This is a genomic window from Pontibacter russatus (assembly GCF_009931655.1).
Classification (GTDB): Bacteria; Bacteroidota; Bacteroidia; order Cytophagales; family Hymenobacteraceae; genus Pontibacter; species Pontibacter russatus.
Genome location: NZ_CP047984.1, coordinates 3,629,514 through 3,653,636 on the forward strand (window position 1 = coordinate 3,629,514; position 24,123 = coordinate 3,653,636).

General features: G+C 55.8%; 22 protein-coding genes and 1 pseudogene. 15 read left to right on the plus strand and 8 right to left on the minus strand.

Annotated elements, in window-relative coordinates; translation table 11 throughout:
- Positions 1 to 2 precede the first annotated feature (2 nt).
- Complete coding sequence (gene mdh, locus GSQ62_RS15090; protein ID WP_161890276.1) at positions 3 to 941, minus strand: malate dehydrogenase; 939 nt, start codon at positions 939 to 941, stop codon at positions 3 to 5.
- 209 nt (positions 942 to 1,150) lie between these two features.
- Entirely contained in the window at positions 1,151 to 2,482 is a 1,332-nt protein-coding gene (gene tilS / locus GSQ62_RS15095; RefSeq protein ID WP_161890277.1) for a tRNA lysidine(34) synthetase TilS, read from the minus strand.
- Positions 2,483 to 2,633: 151 nt separating this feature from the next.
- Here tilS and GSQ62_RS15100 point away from each other — a divergent pair, with 151 nt between their 5' ends.
- The 8 genes and pseudogenes from GSQ62_RS15100 to GSQ62_RS15140 all read left to right on the plus strand — a co-directional run bounded on the left by GSQ62_RS15100 (position 2,634) and on the right by GSQ62_RS15140 (position 10,951).
- Entirely contained in the window at positions 2,634 to 4,430 is a 1,797-nt protein-coding gene (locus GSQ62_RS15100; RefSeq protein WP_161890278.1) for an OstA-like protein, read from the plus strand.
- Between the two features lie 67 nt (positions 4,431 to 4,497).
- The gene (locus tag GSQ62_RS15105) at positions 4,498 to 5,322 is read left to right on the plus strand and encodes an outer membrane protein assembly factor BamD (RefSeq protein ID WP_161890279.1); all 825 of its coding nucleotides are present in this window, start codon (positions 4,498 to 4,500) and stop codon (positions 5,320 to 5,322) included.
- Positions 5,323 to 5,335: 13 nt separating this feature from the next.
- Positions 5,336 to 5,668 carry a DNA-directed RNA polymerase subunit omega gene (locus tag GSQ62_RS15110; protein WP_161890280.1) on the plus strand — a complete coding sequence of 111 codons (333 nt, stop codon included), beginning with the start codon at positions 5,336 to 5,338 and terminating at the stop codon, positions 5,666 to 5,668.
- A 9-nt stretch (positions 5,669 to 5,677) separates the two neighbouring features.
- Positions 5,678 to 6,881: pseudogene (gene coaBC, locus GSQ62_RS21165) on the plus strand (bifunctional phosphopantothenoylcysteine decarboxylase/phosphopantothenate--cysteine ligase CoaBC).
- Entirely contained in the window at positions 6,874 to 7,779 is a 906-nt protein-coding gene (porD, locus tag GSQ62_RS15125) for a type IX secretion system protein PorD (RefSeq protein WP_161890283.1), read from the plus strand. The pseudogene coaBC and the gene porD overlap by 8 nt, the downstream one beginning before the upstream one ends.
- A 74-nt stretch (positions 7,780 to 7,853) precedes the next feature.
- On the plus strand, positions 7,854 to 8,084 hold the full coding sequence (locus GSQ62_RS15130) for a hypothetical protein (RefSeq protein WP_161890284.1): 231 nt from the start codon (positions 7,854 to 7,856) through the stop codon (positions 8,082 to 8,084).
- Positions 8,085 to 8,380: 296 nt separating this feature from the next.
- Positions 8,381 to 10,078: a DNA repair protein RecN gene (gene recN, locus GSQ62_RS15135; protein WP_161890285.1), complete on the plus strand. Its 1,698-nt coding sequence runs from the start codon at positions 8,381 to 8,383 to the stop codon at positions 10,076 to 10,078.
- A 60-nt stretch (positions 10,079 to 10,138) separates the two neighbouring features.
- Positions 10,139 to 10,951, plus strand: a complete 813-nt coding sequence (locus tag GSQ62_RS15140; RefSeq protein WP_161890286.1) for an enoyl-ACP reductase FabI — start codon at positions 10,139 to 10,141, stop codon at positions 10,949 to 10,951.
- Between the two features lie 344 nt (positions 10,952 to 11,295).
- Here the strand turns inward: GSQ62_RS15140 and GSQ62_RS15145 are convergent, their stop codons facing one another.
- Together GSQ62_RS15145 and GSQ62_RS15150 are read right to left on the minus strand one after the other, a co-directional pair.
- A complete protein-coding gene (locus GSQ62_RS15145; protein ID WP_237586654.1) occupies positions 11,296 to 11,625 on the minus strand; it encodes a cupin domain-containing protein in 330 nt (109 codons plus the stop codon).
- 76 nt (positions 11,626 to 11,701) lie between these two features.
- Entirely contained in the window at positions 11,702 to 11,947 is a 246-nt protein-coding gene (locus GSQ62_RS15150; protein ID WP_161890288.1) for a Kazal-type serine protease inhibitor domain-containing protein, read from the minus strand.
- A gap of 206 nt (positions 11,948 to 12,153) precedes the next feature.
- Here GSQ62_RS15150 and GSQ62_RS15155 point away from each other — a divergent pair, with 206 nt between their 5' ends.
- From GSQ62_RS15155 to GSQ62_RS15165, 3 genes are all read left to right on the plus strand, one after another.
- Positions 12,154 to 12,459 (plus strand): YtxH domain-containing protein, encoded by a 306-nt coding sequence (locus GSQ62_RS15155; protein ID WP_161890289.1) that lies wholly within the window; start codon positions 12,154 to 12,156, stop codon positions 12,457 to 12,459.
- 193 nt (positions 12,460 to 12,652) lie between these two features.
- Positions 12,653 to 13,045 (plus strand): YtxH domain-containing protein, encoded by a 393-nt coding sequence (locus GSQ62_RS15160; RefSeq protein WP_161890290.1) that lies wholly within the window; start codon positions 12,653 to 12,655, stop codon positions 13,043 to 13,045.
- A 276-nt stretch (positions 13,046 to 13,321) separates the two neighbouring features.
- Positions 13,322 to 13,828, plus strand: a complete 507-nt coding sequence (locus tag GSQ62_RS15165) for a YtxH domain-containing protein (RefSeq protein WP_161890291.1) — start codon at positions 13,322 to 13,324, stop codon at positions 13,826 to 13,828.
- Between the two features lie 71 nt (positions 13,829 to 13,899).
- On the opposite strand, the gene lysS is transcribed toward GSQ62_RS15165, so the two are convergent.
- Positions 13,900 to 15,441 (minus strand): lysine--tRNA ligase, encoded by a 1,542-nt coding sequence (lysS, locus tag GSQ62_RS15170; protein WP_161890292.1) that lies wholly within the window; start codon positions 15,439 to 15,441, stop codon positions 13,900 to 13,902.
- A 308-nt stretch (positions 15,442 to 15,749) separates the two neighbouring features.
- Complete coding sequence (locus GSQ62_RS15175; protein ID WP_161890293.1) at positions 15,750 to 16,778, minus strand: hypothetical protein; 1,029 nt, start codon at positions 16,776 to 16,778, stop codon at positions 15,750 to 15,752.
- 280 nt (positions 16,779 to 17,058) lie between these two features.
- Here GSQ62_RS15175 and GSQ62_RS15180 point away from each other — a divergent pair, with 280 nt between their 5' ends.
- Both GSQ62_RS15180 and GSQ62_RS15185 read left to right on the plus strand, forming a co-directional pair.
- On the plus strand, positions 17,059 to 18,216 hold the full coding sequence (locus GSQ62_RS15180) for a trans-sulfuration enzyme family protein (RefSeq protein WP_161890294.1): 1,158 nt from the start codon (positions 17,059 to 17,061) through the stop codon (positions 18,214 to 18,216).
- Between the two features lie 112 nt (positions 18,217 to 18,328).
- A complete protein-coding gene (locus GSQ62_RS15185; protein ID WP_237586657.1) occupies positions 18,329 to 18,733 on the plus strand; it encodes a hypothetical protein in 405 nt (134 codons plus the stop codon).
- Here GSQ62_RS15185 and ggt read toward each other — a convergent pair.
- Together ggt and GSQ62_RS15195 are read right to left on the minus strand one after the other, a co-directional pair.
- Entirely contained in the window at positions 18,730 to 20,475 is a 1,746-nt protein-coding gene (gene ggt, locus GSQ62_RS15190; protein WP_161890295.1) for a gamma-glutamyltransferase, read from the minus strand. The genes GSQ62_RS15185 and ggt overlap by 4 nt on opposite strands.
- Before the next feature lie 78 nt (positions 20,476 to 20,553).
- Positions 20,554 to 22,707 carry a carboxy terminal-processing peptidase gene (locus GSQ62_RS15195; protein ID WP_161890296.1) on the minus strand — a complete coding sequence of 718 codons (2,154 nt, stop codon included), beginning with the start codon at positions 22,705 to 22,707 and terminating at the stop codon, positions 20,554 to 20,556.
- A 238-nt stretch (positions 22,708 to 22,945) separates the two neighbouring features.
- Between GSQ62_RS15195 and GSQ62_RS15200 the strand changes: the two genes are divergently transcribed.
- Entirely contained in the window at positions 22,946 to 23,401 is a 456-nt protein-coding gene (locus tag GSQ62_RS15200; protein WP_161890297.1) for a ferritin-like domain-containing protein, read from the plus strand.
- 138 nt (positions 23,402 to 23,539) lie between these two features.
- Complete coding sequence (locus GSQ62_RS15205) at positions 23,540 to 24,088, plus strand: arylesterase (RefSeq protein ID WP_161890298.1); 549 nt, start codon at positions 23,540 to 23,542, stop codon at positions 24,086 to 24,088.
- Positions 24,089 to 24,123 lie beyond the last annotated feature (35 nt).

The following is a 24,123-nucleotide window of genomic DNA, read 5'->3' on the forward strand; positions in this document are numbered from 1 at the left end:
GCTTAAGCGCTGGCCGACATTTTGTCCAGTGCGTCCATCACCTCTTTCACGTGGCCGCGCGACGTCTCCAGCAGTTGCTTTTCGTCGTCGTTCAGTTGCAGCTCGATCACTTTCTCAATGCCGTTTTCGCCGAGAATCACCGGGACGCCCAGGTATACGCCGTCCATGCCGTACTCGCCCTCCAGTTTCACGCAAACCGGGAACACACGGCGCTGGTCGCGCACGATGGCCTCCACCATCTGGGCAGCCGCCGCACCCGGCGCGTACCAGGCCGACGTACCCATCAGTTTCACCAGCTCGCCGCCGCCTGTTTTGGTGCGCTCAATAATAGCGTTCAGCTTGTCTTCCGCAATCAGCTCCGTCACCGGAATGCCGCCCACGGTGGTATAGCGCGGAAGGGGCACCATCGTGTCGCCGTGGCCGCCCATCAGCACCGCCTGTATATCCTTCGGAGATACGTTCAGCTCCTCCGCCAGGAACGCGCGGTAACGGGCCGTGTCCAGGATGCCGGCCATGCCGATTACCTTATTGCGCGGCAGTTTAGAGGATATATGCGCCTGATAGGTCATCACATCCAGTGGGTTAGACACCACGATGATGATGGCATTTGGGGAGTGCTTCACCACGTTCTCGGTCACTGACTTCACGATGCCGGCGTTGGTCGAGATCAGGTCGTCGCGGCTCATGCCCGGCTTGCGCGGCAGGCCAGAAGTGATTACCACCACGTCGGAATTCGCGGTGCGGGCATAGTCGTTGGTCACGCCCACGGTGCGGGTGTCATATAGGTTGATGGGGGCCTTCTGCCAGATATCAAGCGCTTTGCCCTCTGCAAAACCCTCTTTAATATCCACTAAAACTACTTCGTTCGCGATTTCGCGGTAAGCCAGCACGTCGGCGCATGTTGCCCCAACGTTACCCGCTCCTACTACAGTTACTTTCATTTCGGATATGCTTTATTTTGGTTTGAGATTCGGTTAACTTCCGTAAATCTAAGAAATTCCATGTACTAATAGGTTCTCAAGCTGTCTTTTCGTATTGGGTAGCCGAATCATGTACCACGACACGCGTAGCACGACTTATCTATTTAGCTTTCAAACGCATTCTACCGGCAAAGGCCATATATGGCTTTAATCGTGCTACCTGATACGTGTTACGAGATACGCTTTAGGCTTATCTCCATCACTCGCTCCGTCTTGTCCGTCACCTTGAAGCGGTTGTCGGGGCGATGACCCACCACCCAGGCAATGCTCTGCTCCGACAGGAGTACCAGTGTCTGCGGCTTCAGGTTGGCCGGCACCTTTTTATCAATCAGGAAATCGCTGATCTTCTTCTTGCCGTTCATGCCCAGCGGCACGAACCAGTCGCCCTCCTGCCAGGCGCGCAGCTTCAGCGGAAACTTGAGCTGATCCGCATCGAGCGCAGCCACGTGTGGTTTGGTATTCAGTTTATATATAGCCGCGTCCACATACCGGATGCTAAAACTTGAATTTCCTGCCTCCACCGCCGTGTCGCCTTCCTGTATAAGTATGCTGCCGAAGCTGCTGAGGTTGCGGGGCGTGAGCACGAGCTGTTCGCGGTCCTTCACCAGCGTATGGGTGGGTGAGTCGAACTGCTTGCCGGATATACCTTCTAATGCCTCCACCAGCTCCAGCACCACGGTATAGCTGAAGTTGAAGGGGCGGAGCAGCTCGTGCAGCACCACCGGCAGCCCGGTTACATTTCGCAGCGGCACCAGTGCTATATAAACCGCGCATTCGGCTTCCTTTACGCTCTGCTCCCGCAGTTGCTCGATGTAGGCGGCCACAATGGCCTCGGCATGGCTCACGCGCTCGGCGGTGTGCTGCATCGTCTCCTCCAGGCTCGGGTTGATTTCCTTCAGCACCGGGATTACCTCGTGCCGGATCTTGTTGCGCTGGTACTTGGTGGTGTCGTTCGAGCTGTCCTCGCGCCAGATGATTTTCTCCGAAGTCACGAATTCGTAGATGTCGTCTTTGGTGACAGAAAGCAGCGGGCGGATGATGGGGCCGTTTTTAGGCGGGATGCCGTGCAGCCCCGCAATGCCGGTGCCTTTGGTGAGGTGCAGCAATATGGTCTCGGTTGTGTCGTTGCTATGGTGCGCGGTGGCGATGTAGTCATACCCCTCCTGCCGCCGCACCTGCTCAAACCACTGGTAGCGCAGCGTGCGGGCCGCCATCTGGATAGACAGTTTCTCCTGCTCGGCAAAGGCGCGGGTGCCGAAGTTCTCGGTAAAAAAAGGCACACCGTACTTTTTGGCCAGCTTTTTGACGAACACCTGGTCGGCCTCGGCCTCTTCGGCGCGCAGGCCGAAGTTGCAGTGGGCAATCGCGAAGTCGTACTTGAGCTGGTGCAGCACCTCGCAGAGCACCGTGGAGTCGATGCCGCCGCTCACGGCTGCCAGAATTCTGCTCTCCGGCTGGCAGAGGCGGTGGGACTGTATGAAACCTGAAACTTTCTGTAGCATAAAGCAGCGGCTGGTAATTTTTTTCTACTTTTGATGTTCTTATGAAGACGCAAGATGGTAGACGCAAGACAATAGACTTTCTAAATACCCGTGATAAATAAAAATTGATAATCTCGTGTCTGATGTCCTGCGTCTTGAATCCAAATACTAAATGAAGTTCACAAAACTACTGTTTTCTCTTCTCTTTACCCTGTTCGGCCTGACGGTTTTCGCGCAGCAGCGCCCGCCGCAGCCGAAAGTGCAGCAAGGGCAACAGCAGGCCCCGACGCCGAAGGTGCAGCAACCGCAGCGTCCGCAGTTGCAGGAAGGGCAGACAGATAAAGTGCAGCTCCTGCCGGGCACCGACTCGCTGGTGGGCGGCGTCTTCAACGGGCAGCGGATCGACAAGCTCTACGGCAAGGTGAAATTCAAGCAGAAGGAAACCACCCTCACCGCTGACTCGGTGTACCGCTACAAGGAAACGGACCTGCTGGAGGCCTTCGGCAACGTGCGCATCAACCAGGCCGACACCGTGACCATCACCGGCAACCACGCCCTGTACGACGGCAACAAGCGCACCGCCAAGATGACCGGCAACGTGGTGATGAAGGACCCGCGCATGACCCTCACCACCCCCAGCCTGGACTACGACCTGAATGCCCGGACGGCGGTATATACCGAGGGCGGTGTGATTGTGGACCCGGAGAACCGCCTCGAAAGCCGCATCGGCTCCTACGATGTCAACTCCAAGATGTACGCTTTCCAGAAGGATGTGCGGGTAACCACCAAAGACTATAAGATCACCTCCGAGAACATGAAGTACAACACGCTGAGCAAAATCGTGTACTTCCAGGGGCCCACCATCATCAAAGGGGAGCAGGGCGATTTATATGCTGAGGAGGGCAACTACAACACGCTCTCCAAGATCTCAAACTTCGGGCGCAACGCTTATATCCTGACCGAGGAATACCGGCTGGGCGGTGATAAACTCTTCTACGACCAGAACACGGGCTACGGCTACGCCGAGCAGAACGTGACGCTGCGCTCCCTGAAGGACGACGTGACCATCCGCGGACAGGTTGGGCGCTACTTGCGCGAAAGGGGCGAGGCAAAGGTATATGGCGGCGGCGCCGTTATGGAGACCGTGCTCAACAACGACACGCTGTTCCTGTCGGCCGACACGCTGTACTCCCGGGAGGCGAAGGCGCCGGACTCCGTCAGCATGGTGTTTGCCTACCCCAACGTGAAGATATATAAATCGGACCTGCAGGGCAAAGCCGACTCGCTGAGCTACAACCGCACCGACTCGGTGATGCACCTGAACGTGAAGCCCGTGCTGTGGAGCGACGGGAGCCAGATCGTGTCGGACACCATCCACATCACGCTGCGCAACGAGACCATCGACCGGATGGACCTGTACAGCAACGCCTTTATCGCCTCTGAAGACACCCTGAAGAACTATAACCAGGTGAAGGGCCGCGACATGGTCGCCTTCTTCCGGGACGGCGACATCCGGCGCGTGAATGTGAGCGGAAACGGCGAGAGCCTGTACTATGCCCTGCAGGGCGATACCCTGGTGACGGGGATGAATAAGGCCATCTGCAGCGACATCGTGCTGAAGTTCGGGGAGGACAAGCTGAAGACCATCTCGTTTCTGGTGCAGCCCGATGCCAGCTTTATACCCCCGCACGAGCTGAAGGAGGAAGACGAAATGCTGGCGGGCTTCAAGTGGCTGTCGGAGCTGCGGCCCACCAAGGAGCAGGTGCTGGCCAAACGCACTGCCGGGCAGCAGCACGAGCAGGCCCCGGCGCAGCCGGCAGCGACGGCCTCCAAATCCGGTGCAGCTAAGCCAAAACCAAAAGAAGCAGCCGCAGCCGCGAAGGGGGCAAAACAGGAGGAAGCCACCGCCGCTGAGGCACCCAAAAAGCAAAAGAAAGGCTTCCTGAGGCGGAAAAAACAGGCCCCTTAAAAGATAAACGGGCCGTTGCTGTCACATTTTTGTAAATCATTAGGATATTCCATAATTTTGCCTGTTCATGAATAAAGGCTTTCTACATACCGCTGCGCTTTTCTGCCTGTTACTGCTGGCCAGTGGCTGCAGCAATTTTCAGAAGCTTCTGAAGAGTAACGACGTTACCAAAAAGTACGAGGCGGCACTGAAGTACTACGAGCAGGAGGAGTATTACCGTGCCTCGCAACTGCTGGACCAGATAACGCCCTTGCTGGCCGGTACCGACAAAGCCGAGAACGCTCAGTTCTACCAGGCGCAGGCGCACTACATGCAGGGCAACTACATCCTGAGCGACGCGTATTTCCGTACGTTCTACACCACGTACCCGCGCAGCCCGCTGGCAGAGCAGGCCGCCTTCCTGCAGGCGCAGTCGCTGTACCAGCAGTCGCCGAGCTTTGAGGAGGACCAGACGCCGACCATCACCGCCATTCAGGCATTCGAGCAGTTTGTGGTCCAGTACCCGAACAGCGAATATGTACCGCAGGCGAACCAGGCCATTGAGGAGTTATATATCAAACTCGACAAAAAGGAGTTTAACCAGGCCCGCCTGTACTACCAGCTGCGCCACTGGCGCTCGGCGGTGGTGGCCTTCAACAACTTCCAGCGCGAGCACGCCTCGTCTCCCTACAGCGAGGAGGCCGCTTTCCTGAAGCTGGATGCCCAGTACCGCTTTGCCATGGAGAGCGTGCTGGACAAGCAGGAGGAGCGCTTCAGCGAAGCCATCGATTATTTCCAGGGCTTCGTAGACCAGTACCCGGACAGCAGATTCAGGCGGCAGGCGGAGCAGGTATATGACGACACAAGGGCCGAGCTCGAAAAAATCAGAAACAGCAACCAACAGAATTCATAAGTATATACCATATATGGCAAACGTTCCATCATCTATCGTTACCCGCAACATGGCCGACTTTGCAGCGCAAACCGGCAACGTCTATATGTCTGTGGCAGTCATCTCTAAAAGGGCAAACCAGATATCCGTAAAGCTGAAAGAGGAACTAAGCTCTAAACTGGCGGAGTTCGCCACCACCGTGGACAACCTGGAGGAAGTGTTCGAGAACCGCGAGCAGATTGAGATATCCAAGTACTACGAGCGCCTGCCGAAGCCTACTAACCTGGCCGTGGAGGAGTTCCTGGAAGGAAAGGTGTACGTCAGGAACCCAAGTGAGGAAGAGATGCAGGAGGAAACCGACCTGTAAGAACAGCGGATGCTGCAGGGCAAAAAGATTATATTGGGAGTTTGCGGAAGCATAGCCGCCTACAAGGCAGCCCTGCTGGTCCGCCAGCTCATAAAGGCAGAAGCAGAAGTGCAGGTCGTGATGACTGCTTCTGCTTCTGCTTTTATAACCCCGCTCACGTTGGCCACGCTTTCCAGAAGGCCGGTGCTCAGCGAGTTTGTGCGGGACGAGACCGGCACGTGGAACAACCACGTGGACCTCGGGCTGTGGGCCGATGCGCTGGTGGTGGCCCCAGCCAGCGCCAATACCGTGGCCAAGCTCGCTAACGGCTTCTGCGACAACCTCCTCAGCGCCACCTACCTCTCGGCGCGCTGCCCCGTGTTTGTGGCCCCCGCCATGGACCTGGACATGTACCGGCACCCGGCGCTGCAAAACAACTTCAGCAAATTGCAGGCCTACGGCAACCATATCATCGAGGCGGGCTACGGCGAGCTGGCAAGCGGGCTGGTGGGGCAGGGGCGCATGGCCGAGCCGGAGGAAATTGTACAGGTACTTCAGAACTTCTTTGGAGGTGACACAAAAATCGTTTGAGGGCAAAACCGTACTGCTCACCGCTGGGCCCACGCAGGAGCCCATCGACCCGGTGCGCTTTATCGGCAACCACTCCACCGGCAAAATGGGCTACGCCCTGGCAGAGGGCTTTGCGCAACACGGCGCCACCGTGCAGCTGGTGTCTGGGCCTACCAATCTCACCACAAAGCACGAAAACATATCCCTTACCAACGTTACGACGGCCGACGAAATGTATGCGGCGGCGCTGCAGCTGGCCGATGCCGCTGACATTTGGGTGTTTGCCGCCGCCGTGGCCGACTACCGGCCGAAGCAGGTGGAGGGCAAAAAAATCAAGAAAACCGGGAACGAGCTGACGATTGAACTGGTTAAGAACGTTGATATAGCAGCGGCCCTGGGCCAGCGCAAAAAGCCGGGGCAGTTTTCGGTGGGCTTCGCCCTCGAGACGCACGATGAGAGCGCCAACGCCCGGGAAAAGCTGCGGAAAAAGAACCTGGACATGATCGTGCTGAACTCACTGAACGACGCCGGGGCCGGTTTCCGGCACGACACCAACAAAATCACGGTCATCGAGCAAAACGCCACCACGGCCTTTGGGCTGAAACAGAAAGCGGAGGTGGCGGAGGACATTATTAACTTAATCTGGGACAGACTACATGGCTAAGAAGGTATTTGTGTTGCTGCTGCTGCTTTGCACGGCCTGGGTGGCCAGGGCGCAGGAACTGCAGTGCGATGTGGTGGTAAACAGCGAGCAGGTGCAGTACACCGACCGGCAGCTGTTCGCGGACATGCAGAGCAGCATCTTTGAGTTTATGAACAACCGCCGCTGGACCGACCAGGCTTACGCCCCGGACGAGCGCATCAAGTGCCGCCTGCTGATTAACCTGACGGCCATGCCGGAGATCGGGACTTTCCAGGCGGATGTGCAGGTGGTGTCGGTGCGGCCGGCTTACGGCACCGCCTACGAGTCCACGCTCTTCTCCTTCATCGACAAGGACTGGACCTTCCAATACAACACAGCCCAGCCGCTCGACTTTGCCGAGAACAGCTATACCTCCAACCTCTCCTCCATGCTGGCCTTTTACGCCTATATGATTGTGGGGATGGACAACGACAGCTTCGGCCGCCTGGGCGGCTCGCCTGCCTTCGACAGGGCGCGCGGCATTCTGAACCTGGCTGCCTCGCAGGGTGCAAACTACCCCGGCTGGAAAGCCTTCGACAGCAACCGCAACCGCTACTGGCTCATCGACAACCTGCAGGACCCCCAGTTCCTGCCGTTCCGCGAAGGCATCTACAGCATGCACCGCCAGGGCCTCGACATGATGGCTGAGAACCCGGAGAAAGCGCGCGGAACTGTGCTCACCTTTCTGGAGAGCCTGCAGAAACTGCAGCGGCAGCAGCCCGGCTCCGCCATCATCCGTTCCTTCTTCGATGCCAAATCGGACGAGTTGGTGAACATGTTCCAGGCCGCTGCCCCGGCCCAGAAGCAGCAGGCCTATACCATCCTCTCGCAGGTGGACCCCACCAATAACACCAAGTACGAGGGTTTGCTAAAACGCTAATATTTTTAGAATTCCGCAAAAAGCACGTATCTTCACGCCCCGGCGCCAATGCCGTATTCACATACCTGTACCCCATGGGCAAGCGGCAGAAACGCATCAACAGAAAAGACATACCCCAGCATATACCGGAGCTGTTGCAGCGGCGGACGGTGCAGGTGGTGCTGCGTACCAAAGTGGTGCTGAACGGCGACATCCTCCAACTGACGGCTGACGAACTCCAACTGCAGGATCACCGGTTCGGGAAGCACATCCTGCCTATCGACCAGATCGAGGAAATCATATATGATATGGAGGCTCCGTATTAACGGCAGGTGGTATATATAACTTCGGGTTGCGTTCCGCAGCCTGCTTTTATATATAGGCTGACGCTAACTAAGGCAATTTCACATACGATAATCACCTGTTTGGCAGGGAAGAACAGTAAACAATTCGGCCGTTGTTGCGTGTTGTCACCAACAACCTGCCGGTGAAAACATGCAGTAAGTAAGTTCTAATCGAAACGAGAAGCCTCGAACCATGCTACTTGTGTCGCTTTATTGACTTACATTCCAACAGAATTTCCGAACTTTAGCATAGGCAAAAAAGTCTTGTGTCCTGATGTATGCTGACAGATCTTAAAATAAAGAATTACGCCCTGATTGAGCAACTGGAGATGCGCCCGTCGCCGGTCCTCAACATCATCACCGGCGAGACCGGTGCCGGTAAATCCATCATGCTGGGGGCCATCGGCCTGCTGCTGGGCAACCGCGCCGATACCAAACTGCTGTTTAAGCAGGATGAGAAGTGCGTGATCGAGGGCGTGTTCGATATATCCAGCTACCACCTGCAGGAGCTTTTCTCGAAAGAGGACCTGGACTTCGACAGCCAGTGCATCCTGCGCCGCGAGATCAGCCCGAGCGGGAAGAGCCGCGCCTTCGTGAACGACACCCCCGTGACGCTGGACGTGATCCGGAAAATCGGGGAGAACCTGATGGATGTCCACTCGCAGCACGACACGCTTCAGCTCGGCGACACCAGCTATCAGCTCAACATCCTGGACATATATGCCGGCAACACGGCGGCCATGGGCAGCACCACCTTCGATATATACGCGGGCAACCTGTCGTACCTGCGCACCTACAACGAGAGCTACCGCCAGTACAAAAAGCTGGAGAGCGACTATAAAAAGCTGACTGATCAGCTGGCGCAGGCCCAGAAAGAGCACGATTACCACGCGTTCCTGCTGAACGAGCTGGAGGAGGCAAGCCTGCAGGAGAAGGAGCAGGAGGAGTTGGAGGAGGAGCTGAAGCAACTGGAGAATGCCGAGGACATCAAGCTGAAGCTGACGCAGGCGGTGCAGAGCCTCACAGAATCGGAATTTAACATCACGTCGGCGCTGAAAGACACGGCCTACCTCATCGGGCAGTTGGCGCAATTCTCTTCTAAATATGAGGAACTGCGCACGCGCACCGAGAGCTGCATGATTGAGCTGAACGACATTGCCGCAGAACTGGAAGACGCCGAGCGCAACACCGAGGCCGACCCGGAGCGGACGGTGGAGGTGCAGGAACGCTTGAACCTGATATATACCCTGCAGCGCAAGCACCAGGTTGCCACCATTGCCGGGCTGCTGGAACTACAGCGCGAGCTGGAGGGAAAAGTGGGCAGCGTGCTGAACCTCGACAACGCCATTGCCAGCACCGAGAAGGCCATGAAACAGGCGGAGAAGGACGTGCATGAGAAAGCCGCCATCCTGTCAGAACGCCGCAGGGCCTCCTTCGAGACTTTCCAGCAGGAACTATATATGCTGGTGGCGGACCTGGGCATGCCAAACGCCCGTATCGTCATTCAGCACACGGAGGTAGCGCCCACCGCCACGGGCACCGATGACATCAACATCCTGTTCAGCGCCAACAAAGGGGCACAGCCGCAAACGCTGATAAAGGCGGCCTCCGGCGGGGAGTTTTCGCGCCTGATGCTCAGCATCAAGTACATGCTGGCCGACAAGACTGCCCTGCCCACCATTGTGTTCGATGAGATTGACACGGGCATCTCCGGCGAGGTGGCCGTGAAGGTGGGAAAGATGATGCAGCAGATGGCGCAGAAGCACCAGATTATCGCCATCTCGCACCTGCCCCAGATTGCCGCGCAAGGCGACACGCACTACTTTGTGTATAAAGAAGACACGGCAGAGCGCACCATCAGCCGGGTGCGAAAACTGAATGAGGAGGAGCGCGTGAATGAGATTGCGCACATGATTGCGGGGGCCAACCCGAGCGCCAACGCCTATCAAAGTGCAAAAGAGTTGCTTTCACTCTAAGGACTTATGCTTATATTGCTGCCTTAAACGCGGTCATACCAAAACAACAACATAAAAAACATGTCCTATAATCTGCTTGAAGGAAAGAAAGGAATTATTTTCGGCGCTCTGGACGAAAAGTCAATTGCCTGGAAGGTAGCGAAGCGCGCGCACGAGGAAGGCGCCCAGTTCGTGCTGACGAACGCGCCGATGGCCATGCGCATGGGGGAAATCAAAAAGCTGGCGGAGGAGTGCAACGCCGAGATAGTGCCTGCCGACGCTACTTCGGTAGAGGACCTGGAGAACCTGTTCACCAGATCGCAGGAAATCCTGGGCGGCAAAATAGATTTCGTGCTGCACTCCATCGGCATGAGCCCGAACATCCGCAAGGGCAAATCCTACGGCGACATGAACTACGACTGGTTCCTGAAAACGCTGGACGTGTCGGCGCTCTCGTTCCATAAACTCATGCAGGTGGCCGAGAAGCAGGACGCCCTGAACGAGTGGGGCTCCATTGTGGCCCTGTCCTATATAGCGGCGCAGCGCGTGTTCCCGGATTATACCGATATGTCGCAGGCGAAGGCGGTGCTGGAGTCTATTGCCCGCAACTACGGCTACCGCCTGGGCAAGCAGAAGAAGGTGCGCGTGAACACCATCTCGCAGTCCCCGACCAAAACCACGGCCGGTACGGGTGTGGGCGGTTTCGATGTGTTCTACGACTATGCCGACAAGATGTCGCCGCTGGGCAACGCCTCCGCCGAGGCCTGCGCCGACTACACCATCACGCTGTTCTCTGACCTCACGAAGATGGTGACGATGCAGAACCTGATGCACGACGGCGGCTTCAGCAGCATGGGCATTTCTGAGGATATCGTGAACATGATTCAGAAGTAATAGATCTGGAAATTTGAAGATGAGGGGATGTGAAGATTCGCAGCCCCATATATAAAAAGGCCTTCGCTGCGCAGCAAAGGCCTTTTTATATACACCTCCAGTTTGAGCGAAGCGGTAAAGGTGTTTATATATGGCAGCAAGTCTGTAAAGGCGAAACAGGAGTTTGAGGGACGCCAGTCACAAACTGGCATCTTGGGCAGCCGCATTTACGCTTGCGCCAAACTTGCGGCATGCTTTTATAGCTTCCTGAAAGATGCCGCCTTGCTGGTTTTACGATAGATAAACCATCTGTCGGAATAACCGCTCCAGCCGCACCTCTCCAAATTTCCCCATCTTCAAATCACTTACTCCTCCTCCCGATGTACCGTGTTTATGTCAAAGGCCGGGATGCAGACAGACCAGTATTCGGCTTCCTCGTCGAAAGGGTTGGCGTAGCGGATGCGGGCCCCGGCCTTGATCAGCAAAGACTCGCCGGCCTTCACCTCCACCTCCTCGCCGTCTATCTCTATCAGTTTGCGGCCGCGCGTCACTATTGTGATCTCGTCGAACTCCGGTTTCTGATGCGGCTCGACCCAGTGCGGCGGGGCCACCATGTGGGCCACGCTGAAGCCGCCGGTGCGGGTGGAGGCATGCCCGAAATGCTCCTCAATGAGCTTGCCGTCGTGCGTGGGCACCCGGAAGGGCTTTGTCTGCTTAAAGTATTTTTTCTCGCTAATCGCTTCAGGTTTTATATAAACACGGGTTGCAGAACTACTCTTGGTTGCCGCTGCAGGCTCCCTGGGCGTAGGTGGTGACGCCGGCGTTGTCGGCCATGCAGGCATTGCTGTATGTTTTGCCGTCGCAGCCGCAAACAGGGTCGTACTGCATGGTGCAGATGCCATCGGGGTTTATTCTGGCGGGGTCGATGCAGGTGGCCTGCAGGGCGCTTTGCCGGTTGGCGCAGGAGACAAGGCCGCCGAGCAGAAGCACAGCGGCGGCAGTGGTCAGTTTCTTCATAGTGGGGCTTCAAATAGGTTAAGCCTTATACGCTGCGGTTGCTGTTGTTGTGCATACATTAACCTAGTATGGCATTAACCGTATGTATTTCCGGAGTGCAAAATTATTGAAAATATAAAGCAATCGGGTTTTTTCTGCGGATGCGCGCGCCGTTACACTGGCAGACTTCGACACAAGGACAACATATATAACTAAATTCCAAGCAAATGAATAACTTGAACAAGGACAATGGGAAGATACTGCTGGCCTCGCTGGCGGGCTTAGGAGCCGGTGTTTTGGCTGGCATACTGCTGGCGCCGGAAGATGGCCGCTCTGCCCGTGAGAGTGTGCGCCAGAGCCTGACAGAAGCAGGCGACGAGTTAAACCAGACATTAAAGCGCTGGACTGCTAACCTGAAGAACAGGGGCGTACAGGAGGACGATGAACTGGTAATGCACGGCTCCTGGGATGATGTGAAGCGCCAGATGCGCAACAACTACGACGAACTGGTAAACGAGGACGCGGGCGCATAATAGCCCGTGCCGGAAATATATGAGATGACCGCCTGGACTGCCTGTATGCTTTTCAGGGGCCTTTGGTCTCCACCAAATCTTTAATAATAGTATTCATCAGTATAGGTATAACTTAATGCTATACTTGAACGTTATTAGAAACACGAAAGAAAAATCAGCTTAAACTAAAGTAAATATATAACCATTTAAAACTATGAAAGATAACAGCGGAAAGATATTGCTGGCGATGCTGGCTGGTGCCAGTGCAGGTGTAATTGCCGGATTGATGATGGCTCCGGACACTGGTGAGGCTACGCGCACAAGCGTTAAGAAGTGGGCCGGAAAAGTAAGCAAAGACCTGGAAAAGAACCTGCAGGCAGGTTTAGAAGAAATCAAGAACAAGAGCAGCGAAGCTTATAACAAAGCTAGCAGTGCTGTTGACAGTGCCAAAGACAAAGCAAATCAGGCTTACAGCGGCTCTTCTACCGGCACAACCGGCGGCGGAACTACCTCTGGCGGGTCTTCTTCTTCCGGCACTGGCTCTACCGGTTCTGCCGGCGGCGGCGCAGGCTCTGGCACAAGATCCACTGGCGGCGGCAACGCCTGAAAAGCCAGGAATCCTACCTATGCTAGCTAGCAAGCGGGCTGTTGGGGAGTAGAAGGGAGCGGATATATAAACCACAATGTATATGCTGCGCCCTTTGGCCTGACCTTCTTGTTTATAAATACGCCTGCCCTCTTGGAGGGCAGGCGTATTCGTTTTTGAGCCCGTTGCGCTAACTTATTATCTGCTCTCGCGTTAATAAGAGCAGCGGTTTACATCAGGCTGCAGCATATAATTAAAAGATTACACTTTAACGAAGGACACACTATGAAGACTGACATGGAATGCAGATCACTCGGAGAAAGCAGATCAAACTATACCACAAACTCCTCATCCGCTGTTCGCCAGATGAAGCAGAAAGACACTTCTCATAAAGGAAGCAGTGGCGGTGGACTGGCTGTCGGGCTGATTGCAGGCGCGGCGGTTGGCGCTTTGGCGGGCGTTCTGCTGGCCCCGGAGAAGGGCACTGTCACCCGCAGGAAAGTAGCGGACTCAGCCACGAAACTGGGTGACCAGGTGAGCAAGGGCTACAGCGCCAGCAAAGAGAAGGCAAGCTCCTGGACAGATAAACTGACCAAGAAGAATGGGATGACCAACGCGCACGTAAACGAAGCCCCGGATCTTCCTATTACCGAAAGCACCGGCAGAATGGCTACCTCCACTGGGGGCAATGTGCAGAAAAGTCCCTATACGGATACAAACAAGCACAGCAACCAGGAAGTGAAGAACATGATAAACGACCCAAGAAACCCAAGCGGTCCGAAAGGCACGTCGCCGATAAAGTGACAGGCCATATATAAAATAGAAACGCCAGCTATTCCTATATAGCTGGCGTTTCTATTTTATATATAGGTGTATTATTTCTCCTCTTCCCTTTTCTCTTGTCTTTCCGGCTTCATTTGCGGGAAGAACAGCACATCCTGAATAGAGTGGGAGTTAGTCATGATCATGCTCAGGCGGTCGATGCCGATGCCGAGGCCAGCCGTGGGCGGCATGCCGTACTCCAGCGCACGCAGGAAGTCCTCGTCCAGCACCATCGCCTCCGTATCGCCGCGCTTGCCCAGTTCCAGTTGCTCCTCAAAGCGGGCGCGCTGGTCAATGGGGTCGTTCAACTCGGAGAAGGCGTTGCAGATTTCCTTGCCGTTGCAGATGGCCTCAAAGCGCTCCACCAGGCCGGGCTTGCTGCGGTGTTTCTTAGCCAGCGGGCTCATCTCCACCGGGTAATCGGTGATGAAGGTCGGCTGTATCAGGTACGGCTCGCAGGTCTCCCCGAAAATCTCGTCGATGATCTTGCCTTTGCCCAGCGTCGGGTCTATTTTGATGCCCAGGCCCTCTGCTGTCTGGCGCAGCGCCGGTTCCTCCATCTCGGATATATCGATCTTCGTGAAGTGCTCAATCGCCTCGAACATCGTGAAGCGCTTCCAGGGGCGCTGGAAGTTGATGATGTTCTCCCCAACCTTCACCTCCGTGGTGCCGTGCAGGTCCAGGGCCACTTTCTCCACCATCGCCTCCACCAGGTCCATCATCCAGTTATAGTCTTTGTAGGCCACATAGAGTTCCACCTGCGTGAACTCCGGGTTGTGGAAACGGCTCATGCCTTCGTTGCGGAAGTCCTTCGCGAACTCAAACACCCCGTCGAAACCACCTACGATCAGGCGCTTCAGGTACAGCTCGTTGGCGATGCGCAGGTACAGCGTCATGTCCAGCGTGTTGTGGTGCGTCTTGAACGGACGCGCGGCGGCACCGCCATAGAGCGGCTGCAGGATGGGCGTCTCCACTTCCAGATAGCCTTTATCCGTCAGGAAGCTGCGCATGGAGTTTACCAGCTGCGTGCGCTTTTTGAAAGTCTCTCGCACCTCGGGGTTCACCACCAAGTCCACGTAGCGCTGGCGGTAGCGCAGCTCCGGGTCGCTGAAGGCGTCGTGTACGTGCTCCACGCCATTCTCGTCCACCTCGCGCTTCACAATGGGCAATGGCCGCAGCGACTTGGTCAGGATTTTCAGCTCCGTCACGTGTACCGAAATCTCGCCCACCTGCGTCACGAATGCGTAACCCCTGATGCCGATGAAGTCGCCGATGTCCAGCATCTTCTTGAACACGGTGTTGTATAGGTCCTTGTTTTCGCCGGGGGCAATGTCGTCGCGCGACACGTAGATCTGGATGCGGCCGGTGCTGTCCATCAGTTCCGCAAATGAGGCTTTGCCCATAATGCGGCGGCTCATCAGGCGGCCTGCCAGGCTCACATCCTGGTAATTGTTCTTCTCCTTATCGAAATTCTCCTTTATCTCTTTGGCTGTGGCAGTAACTTCAAATGTCTCGGAGGGGTAGGGGTTGATGCCCATTTTCTCCAGCTCCTCGCGCTCGTGGCGTCTGCGTAGTTCCTGTTCGCTCAGTTGCATGCGTCCTATGCTAATGGTGGTTGATTTGAATAATCTGCGAAATTCGGAAATATTCGGCAGCTTTGGAAAGTTTAATTGCTGATTGTTGAATTGTTAGATTGCTGGCTCTGGTAGAGACGCAAAATATTTTGCGTCTTTGCGATTCGGTTTCGGTCAAACGCGCATAGGTCGGAAAGACGCTGTGAGGTTTTCAGCGGCTCCGTTATCCTCATAAAATTCACCCAATCACTCCATTACTCATTCAAAATTAAAACGGCTCCCGCAGGAAAGAACCCACGGGAGCCGGAAGTATATATAACAGATACAGTTTACGCTGCCTGACCCAGCTGGAAGTCGTTTTTGCCAAAGAACGGCTTTACGAGCTCGTGCATCCTGGCCGCCACAAAGGAGCCCTGCAGGTGCTTCGGCAGTTCCTGCACAAACGCCTCATACTGCTCTATGCCCATAGCCTGTGCTACATAGCTCTCGTGTATGCCGTTCAGGTAGCTCACGATCTGCAGCAGCGACTCGTGGAACAGCTTAAAGTCGATATCTGCCTGCACAAAGCGCTCAATTTCGCGGTGCGAAGATGAGATACGCAGGCGTGCCATCAGGTCAAATAGGGTGGTATACCCTACGCGCCAGGTAAGCTGCTGCCAGTGCTGCGGCCCGAACTTCTGCAATACCTCGCCGGTGCGGCTGCTCCGGATAGCCGTTGCCGGGTTCGCCTGTGCCTGCTGCCTCACCGCCTTTGCTTTCTGGCGACGCGTGGTGCGCAGAAACTGCCCGATCTGGGCCTGTGCCTCCAGCTCTTTGCCCGCAATCTGCAGGCCTGGCTTGTAGTGCGCCAGCGGCAGGCGGTGTACATTAAAATCATCGTAGTGGCCGGAGGCGTAGAAGCCGATTGCCCGCGGGTAAGCGTTTTTCACCACCAGGCGTCCCGCCTCACGCAGCACCCAGGCTTCGTTGTTGGTGCTCAGGCCACGCGTGCGCAGAAAGGCCTGCAGCCCGGAAAATATGGTATAGTACGCCTGCGGAAACGTCCAGTGCAGCGCGTTCCGCATGTAGGCCTCATCACCCAGCTCGGCGGTGGCGCGAAGGGCATACTCTGTGCTCCAGCAGTTCAGCAGCAGGCGCTTTACTTCTGCAGCATCCAGCTCACTCAACTCCGGCTTCGCCTCCCTGAAAAAAGCCAGGTGGTCCATGCCGTTGTCGCCGGAATGTTGGATATGGTAGTTTATCGCAAAAAAGTAGTTCAGAAACACCTGCGCCGGAATGGATTTCTGCCACTCTTTATCCGTTTCTTTCTGCTCCTCCGGATACAGCGAAACCACGTTTTCTTCTTCTTTCTCTTTCATATATACCTAACACTTTTTGATTGCTAACAGTTGCAGTGAATGCTAAAAAATATAGTAATTTTTGTTGAATTATACACCTGGTTGCCAATGGTTTATATATGAAATTGAAAAATATTTTAAGAGAAATAAAAGCTTTAATTATATATATCTGAAGAATAGCTGCTTTATGCTAATTATATTAGTAATTGCAAAGTGGATAGTAGTGAATTGTGGCATCTGCCTGTTGCAGAACGGAATGCATGCGGATGCAGTAAAAGGGAAGAAAGCGAAGCAATTGCATATGGATTTATCCTACATCATCAACGAACTGGGGGAGGAGCGGGAACGGTATTTTAATGCTGTGGCGCCACCCATTATACAGAGCAGCAACTTTGCGAACAGAACGGTGGCGGAGATGCGGCACAAGATGCAGCACGAGGCCGAGGAGTACCTGTACAGCCGGGGCAACAATCCCACCGTGACGATTCTGGAAAAGAAACTGGCAGCGCTGGAAGGGGCGGAGGACGCCATCGCGTTTGGCAGCGGCATGGGCGCCGTGGCGGCGGCCGTGCTGTCGCAGGTGAAGGCGGGCGACCACATAATATGCATAAATCATCCGTACAGCTGGGCCAAAACGCTGATGCGGAAATTCCTGCCGCGCTTCGGCGTGAACCTGACGATGGTGGCGGGGGATGATATCGAAAATTTTGAAGTTGCCATCCGACCAAACACCACACTTATATACCTCGAAAGCCCGACTTCCTTCACGTTTGAACTGCAGGACCTGGCGGCGGTGGCGGCCCTTGCCAAACAGCACGGCTGCAGCACCATCATCGACAACAGCTTCGCCAGCCCGCTGCACCAGAACCCGATTGAATATGGGATTGATTTGGTGGTACACTCCTGCACGAAGTATATAGGCGGGCACTCTGATGTGATGGGCGGCGTTGTCTGCGGCTCCCGCGAAAATATATATAAAATCTTTAAGGGGGAGTATATGACGTTGGGTGCGGTGATGTCGCCGCACGATGCGTGGCTGTTCATCCGGGGGCTGCGCACGCTGCCGGTGCGGATGGAGCGGGTGGCAGCCTCCACACGAAAGGTGGTGGAGTACCTGGCGCGGCACCCGAAAGTGGAGCAGGTGCTATTCCCGTTTCTGCCCGCGCACCCGCAATATGAACTGGCGCAGCGGCAGATGCGGAATAACTCGGGCCAGTTCTCGTTGCTGCTTCGGGCAGACAAGCTCGCGCAGGCGGACCGCTTTTGCGACAGCCTGCAGCACTTCCTGATGGCGGCCTCCTGGGGCGGCCACGAGTCACTTGTTTTCCCGATATCCGCCACCTACGCCTCCGAAGAGATGAAATCGGACCTGCCTTTCAACCTCGTGCGGTTTTATATAGGCTTGGAGGACCCGGATTACCTCATCCGGGACCTGGAGCAGGCGCTGGCTAAAATGTAATGGCCGCCTTTTTATATAAGGTATGTTATATATGATTTGCCTGAGCTGCTTTCCTGGAATTATATATAACCCGGGTGTGCCGGAATTGGTAAAGGAGTAAAAAAGCATGAAGATGGACATCGTAGACAGACCGGATATCGCCAACAACGCCCATGCCGCCACCCTCATCGGGGCTGGGCTAACGAGTTATTTCCTGAACGAGAGTCGCCCGAAGACGGCGCTGATCCCGCCCGCGGTGGGCGGGGCCTTGCTCTTGCTGAACTCCGGCGTCAAAGCCGGGAACAGGAATGTGGCGCACGCCGCCGTGGGACTTACCACCGCCCTCGCGCTGATGACCGGCAGCATGTTTGCAAAAGCAGTGGCGCCATCCAAAAAGGATAAAACGAAGTTATCGCCTGAGGTGCGCAGCCGCCGGGCCACCGTCTTTGGGCTAATGACCGTGACGGGCATGGCGACAGTGGGTGTATATGTGGCTGGCTTTATCCGGAAGCGGAAGCAGCGACAGGAAACAGCTTAGAAACCTGCTGCCGTGTCGTCTCCGCGCGGATCTGCGCCTGCCTCTAACTTGCCACCCGGCAGCACCAGGATGGCGTCTACGCGGCCGTATCGGCCTCGCTCCTCCAATTTATAGCCCTTGCGGATAAGGATTTCGCGCACCTCCGGGGACATGGCCTCCGGCTCGTGCATGATTTCATCCGGCAGCCACTGGTGGTGGAAGCGCGGCGCTGCCACCGCCTCCTGCATCGTCATGTCGTGTGCCACCACGTTCAGGATGGCCTGGAAAACAGAGGTGATGATGGTGGAGCCGCCTGGTGTGCCCACCACCATATATAGCTTGCCGTCTTTTTCAAGGATGGTGGGCGTCATGGAGCTGAGCATGCGCTTGCCGGGCGTGATGGCATTGGCCTTGCCTCCCACCAGACCAAACATGTTGGGCACGCCCGGCTTCACACTGAAATCGTCCATCTCGTTGTTCAGCAGGAACCCGGCACCTTCTACCACTACTTTAGAGCCATATGCGCCGTTCAGGGTGGTGGTCGCCGACACGGCATTGCCAAGAGCATCCACAATGCTGAGGTGCGTGGTTTGCTCCGACTCATGTACCGGCACCTCCCCGGCCTTTACAGTGGCAGAAGGCGTGGCCCTGGCTAAATCAAAGGAGGCCATGCGCTGTTTCAGGTAAGCTGCATCCAAAAGTTCCTGCACGGGCACCTCCACGAAATCAGGGTCGCCCATATAGGTGGCGCGGTCGGCATACACCCGGCGCTCTGCCTCTGTCATCAGCTGTATGGTCTCTGCGCTTTGCCAGCCGTATTGGCTCAGGTCGTAAGGCTCCACCATCTGCAGGAGTTGCAACAGCGCCACCCCGCCGCTGGAAGGCGGCCCCATCGAAATGATACGGTAGTTTTTGTAATTGCCTGTTACGGGCGTGCGCCAGACCGAGGTGTAGTCCTGCAAATCCTGATGCGATATGATGCCGTTGCCGCGCCGCATTTCCTGCACAATCATATCTGCTGTTTCGCCTCCATAAAAGCCGCTGCGGCTTTCGTCTCGGATGCGGGTTAAGGTGCGGGCCAGGTCGGGGTGGCGTAGCGTGTCGCCCGCCTGCCATATAGCGTCCCGCACGAGGTAAGGGATGTGGTGGTTGAGTTCTATGAAGGCTGCTTTGCTGCTGTTCAGGCCACTTGCCTCTCTCTCCGTCAGCACCACACCGTTCGTGGCCAGGTCAATAGCCGGTTGCACGAGCGCTGCCCAGGGTAGCGAACCTAACTTTTGATGCAGTTTCACCATGCCGTCAACGGTGCCGGGCACACCCGCCGCCAGGTGGCCGCCGGTGCTCAGCCCCTCCAGCACGTTGCCAGCTGAATCCTGGTACATCGTTTCGGTAGCGGCGGCGGGGGCTGTCTCTCTATAATCCAGCGAACCGATTTCTCCGTCAGGCTGCCGGTATACCAGAAAGCCGCCTCCGCCGATGTTGCCTGCCGCCGGAAGCACCACCGCCAGGGCAAACTGCGTGGCGATGGCGGCATCGTAGGCATTGCCGCCCTTCTGCAAAATCCCCATGCCCACGCGTGAGGCTTCGGGGTGCGCCGAAACCACCATGGCCTTGTCTGTTATCAGCCCTCTTTGCCGCGCTGTGTCCTCAGCGGCGGGAGTAGTGGCGCAACTGCTTAGGAAGGCTGGCAGTAAGAGGAGCAGCCAAAGGGTATAGATAACCCTTGCGGCGGCTGGAAAATGTGAAGGTCGGGAATCGGGCATAGGAAGAAAGCTTGCAGGGCTAATATAAAAAGCGCCTGCTATGAATCATAGCAGGCGCTTTTTATAGATACGAAAGCATTATCGGGGCGCTACAGCGTCAGGTTGCTTCCTGGTGATGGACAGCCCGTTCAGGTCGTGCTGGATGATGTCCACAGCTTCCTCTACATATACGTCCTGTGTCAGGCTTTTCACAAACTCTTTGCTGCGGGCCACCTTGGCGGTATCGCCGCCCAACTCCTGGATATCCTGCTTCAGGCGAATGACGTCGAGCACCGGCACCAGCTCCTGCGCGGCCTCAAAGCGCTTGGCTACGGCCTCTGCCTTTGCCTCTTCGGCCAGGTATTTCTCTAACTGCAGCGAGCGCTCTGTTTTGTCAGACTGCTCTTTCAGCCTTTGTGCGCTTTCCTCAATCATAGAGAAAGTCTTGTTCTGCGCGATTCTGGTCTTGCTGTTGGCTTTCACCTGCTGCAGGTTCAGCTTGCCGTCTTTCCAGATACTGTACCTGGCTGGCTTGATCTCATCGAACGGTAGCGGGTATTCCTGCTCTTTTTCCCCAAACTCGAGGTAGCGGTAAGTGTCCGGCAGGATAACATCGGGTGTAACGCCGCGCAGCTGCGTGGTGCCGCCGTTGATGCGGTAGAACTTCTGCGTGGTCAGCTTCAGGGCCCCGAGCGGCTTGTAAGCGTCGAACTGTGAGGGCAGGGCGTCATCCAGCTCAAAGAACTGTTGCACGGTGCCTTTTCCGTATGTCGGGCTGCCCACAATCACGGCGCGTTTGTAGTCCTGCATGGCGGCTGCCAGAATCTCGGAGGCAGACGCGCTGTTGGAGTTAACCAGTATAACCAGCGGGCCGCCGTACTGCACCTGCGAGTCGCGGTCGTCGAGCACCACGGCCTTGCCGGAGGCTGTCTTCACCTGCACGATGGGGCCTTCCTCAATAAAGAGGCCGGCCATTTCCACGGCATCAGAAAGGGAGCCGCCGCCGTTGTTGCGCAGGTCCAGAATCAGGCCTTCCATGCCTGCGGCCTTCAGCTTCTCTATCTCCTTCTTCACATCTGCCCCGCTGAAGCGGCCGTCCTTGTTCTCGAAGTCGGCATAGAAGCCGGGCAGCTTTATGTATCCGATTTTTTCCTTGTCGTTGATGATGGCCGACTGCGCGTAGCCCTCTTCCAGCACGATCACGTCGCGGATAATGGGAATCTCCTGGATGCTACCGTCCGGTTTCTCCACCGTCAGGCGTACCTCAGTGCCTTTTTTGCCCCTGATCAGCTGGATGGCGTCGTCCAGGCGCATGCCTTCTACTATCACAGGCTCGTTGTCGCCCTGGCCTACTTTCTGGATGGCGTCGCCGGGTTTCAGGTCACCCTGCAGGTACGAGGGGCTCCCGGGCACAATCTCCATCACTTTAATCTGTCCGTCCTTCTCCTGCAGCGAGGCGCCGATTCCCTCTAAGCGGCCCGTGAATGCGATGTCGAAATTGTCCTTGTCCTTTGGGGGGAAGTAGCCGGTGTGCGGGTCATATACGTTGGCAATGGCGTTGATGTAGGTGGTGCGGCGGTCTTCGGTGTTGATCTTGGCCAGGCGGTCATACAGGTCATCGTAGGTTTTCATGACTTTCTCGCGCGCCTCTTTCTCCATCTGCTCCGGCGTCTTCTTCTCTTTCAGATCGCCTTTCTCCAGTTTCTTCTGCTGCTCTTCCTTCATATCGGCCAGGCGGATAAGGGTCTGGTACTTCAGCTGCTTGCGCCAGGCTTCCTTCAGCGCGGCCTTGTCTTTGGCGTAGGCCAGCTTCTCGCCGTCGGTCTCGATGGTCTCTGCCTTCATAAAGTCGAAAGGCTTGCTCAGGATTTCCTTGTAATACGCCGCAGACTCTTTCATGCGCTGGTCGATGAGATCGGAAGACACCTCGAAGAACTCCAGCGAGCCCTCGCGGAGCTGGTCATCGATGGCGGTCCTGTACTTGCGCAGGTTTTGCACGTCGGAAGCCAACAGAAACTTCTTGTTGAAGTCGAGGCGGTCCAGGTACAGGTCGAACACCTTCTGCGAGAAGGCATCGTCGATTTTCTCAGGCTCGTAGTGGCCGGAGGCAAGGCCCTGCATCAGAACCTTTATCAGTATCTGATCTTTGTCTACCGGCGGGTTGTCGCGGCTGTAGAGGATGAAGGAGCCTGTCAGCAGGATCACTACAAAAACCGACAATATGATTTTAAAACGGGTTTTCAATGATAGCATCTGTTTAGTAAAATGGACTTAATTAAAGTTACGCAAAAGTAATGCCGCTTCTTCCGGGTCGCCTGTATAGGAGGCATAAGCCGTAATGTAACATGAAAACGCGTTATTTCATAGGAGAGGCATCAAACGTGCGCGGTGATGGCCGCTATAAACGTATACGGCGCACCGGCCATATCTATATAACTCTTGGATGGAAATTTTCGTTTCTCTAACCACGTGAACCATAATAAATAAAGCTATGCAAAACTACAATGAAAATGCTGTGAATGTTCTTCAGGAGCTGAACCAGTTCGTGAACGACAGGATTGAGGGATACAAACGTGCTGCCGAGCACACCAAGAACCCGGCGCACCAGGCATACTATAAAGACCTGATGCAGGAGAGCAACAGGTTTGCCAGTGAGATCAACAGCACGCTCAGCAGCCTGGGAGGGCAGCGGCAGGACAGCACCACCGCGAAGGGCAAAATCTTCCGGGGCTGGATGGACGTAAAATCAACCGTGACCGGCAGCGACGAGGAGGCTATCCTGGAAGCCAACATTACAGGCGAGGAGTGGGCGCAGAAAGCGTATAACGATGCCCTGGACCATAAAACCGAGTTGCCGCCAAACGTGGTGCAGATGGTGGAGAAGCAGAAAAACGCGTCGCTGGCCACCTGTGAGCAGTTGCGCCGGATGAAAGACTCGATAGATTAAGAAAGTTTATATATATCATATTATATATAATGCCTATAAAAAGGGTTGCCACATTGGATGGTAACCCTTTTTTTGGGCAGGGCCCGCATTTTTTGGGCATCTGGGTAAATGGATTAAATCAACTGGAGTGAGAGGGAGATGAAGCATATTTTGTTTTTTGGAGACAGCCTTACTGCCGGCTACGGCCTGCCCGCCGCGCAGGCCTACCCCAGTCTGCTGCAGGCGCAGCTGCAGCGGGAAGGGTATGATTATGAAGTGATGAACGCAGGTCTGAGCGGCGACACCTCCTCGGGCGGCGTACACCGGATAGACCGCTGGCTGCGCGAGCCGGTGGACATACTGGTGCTGGCCTTGGGCGCCAACGACGGCCTGCGCGGCATCCCGGCACGCGAGACAACCAGAAACCTGCACGAGATTATACGCAAAGTGCGCCTGAAAAACCCCGAAGTGAAAATCATCATTTCAGGGATGGAGATACCTGACATTGTGCCCGGCCGCTATGCCGCCGAGTTCAGGAAGCTGTTCCGGGAGCTGGCGCTGAAGGAGAACGCCTCTTTTATCCCGTTTCTGCTGGAGGGGGTGGTAGGCAACCGGCACCTGAACCTGCCGGACGGGCTGCACCCCAATGCCGAGGGGCAGAAGGTGCTGGCACAGCACACCTGGAAGGTGCTGAAAGAATTGCTTTAAGATGAAGTCTGTCCAGCATATCCACCTCGGCTGAA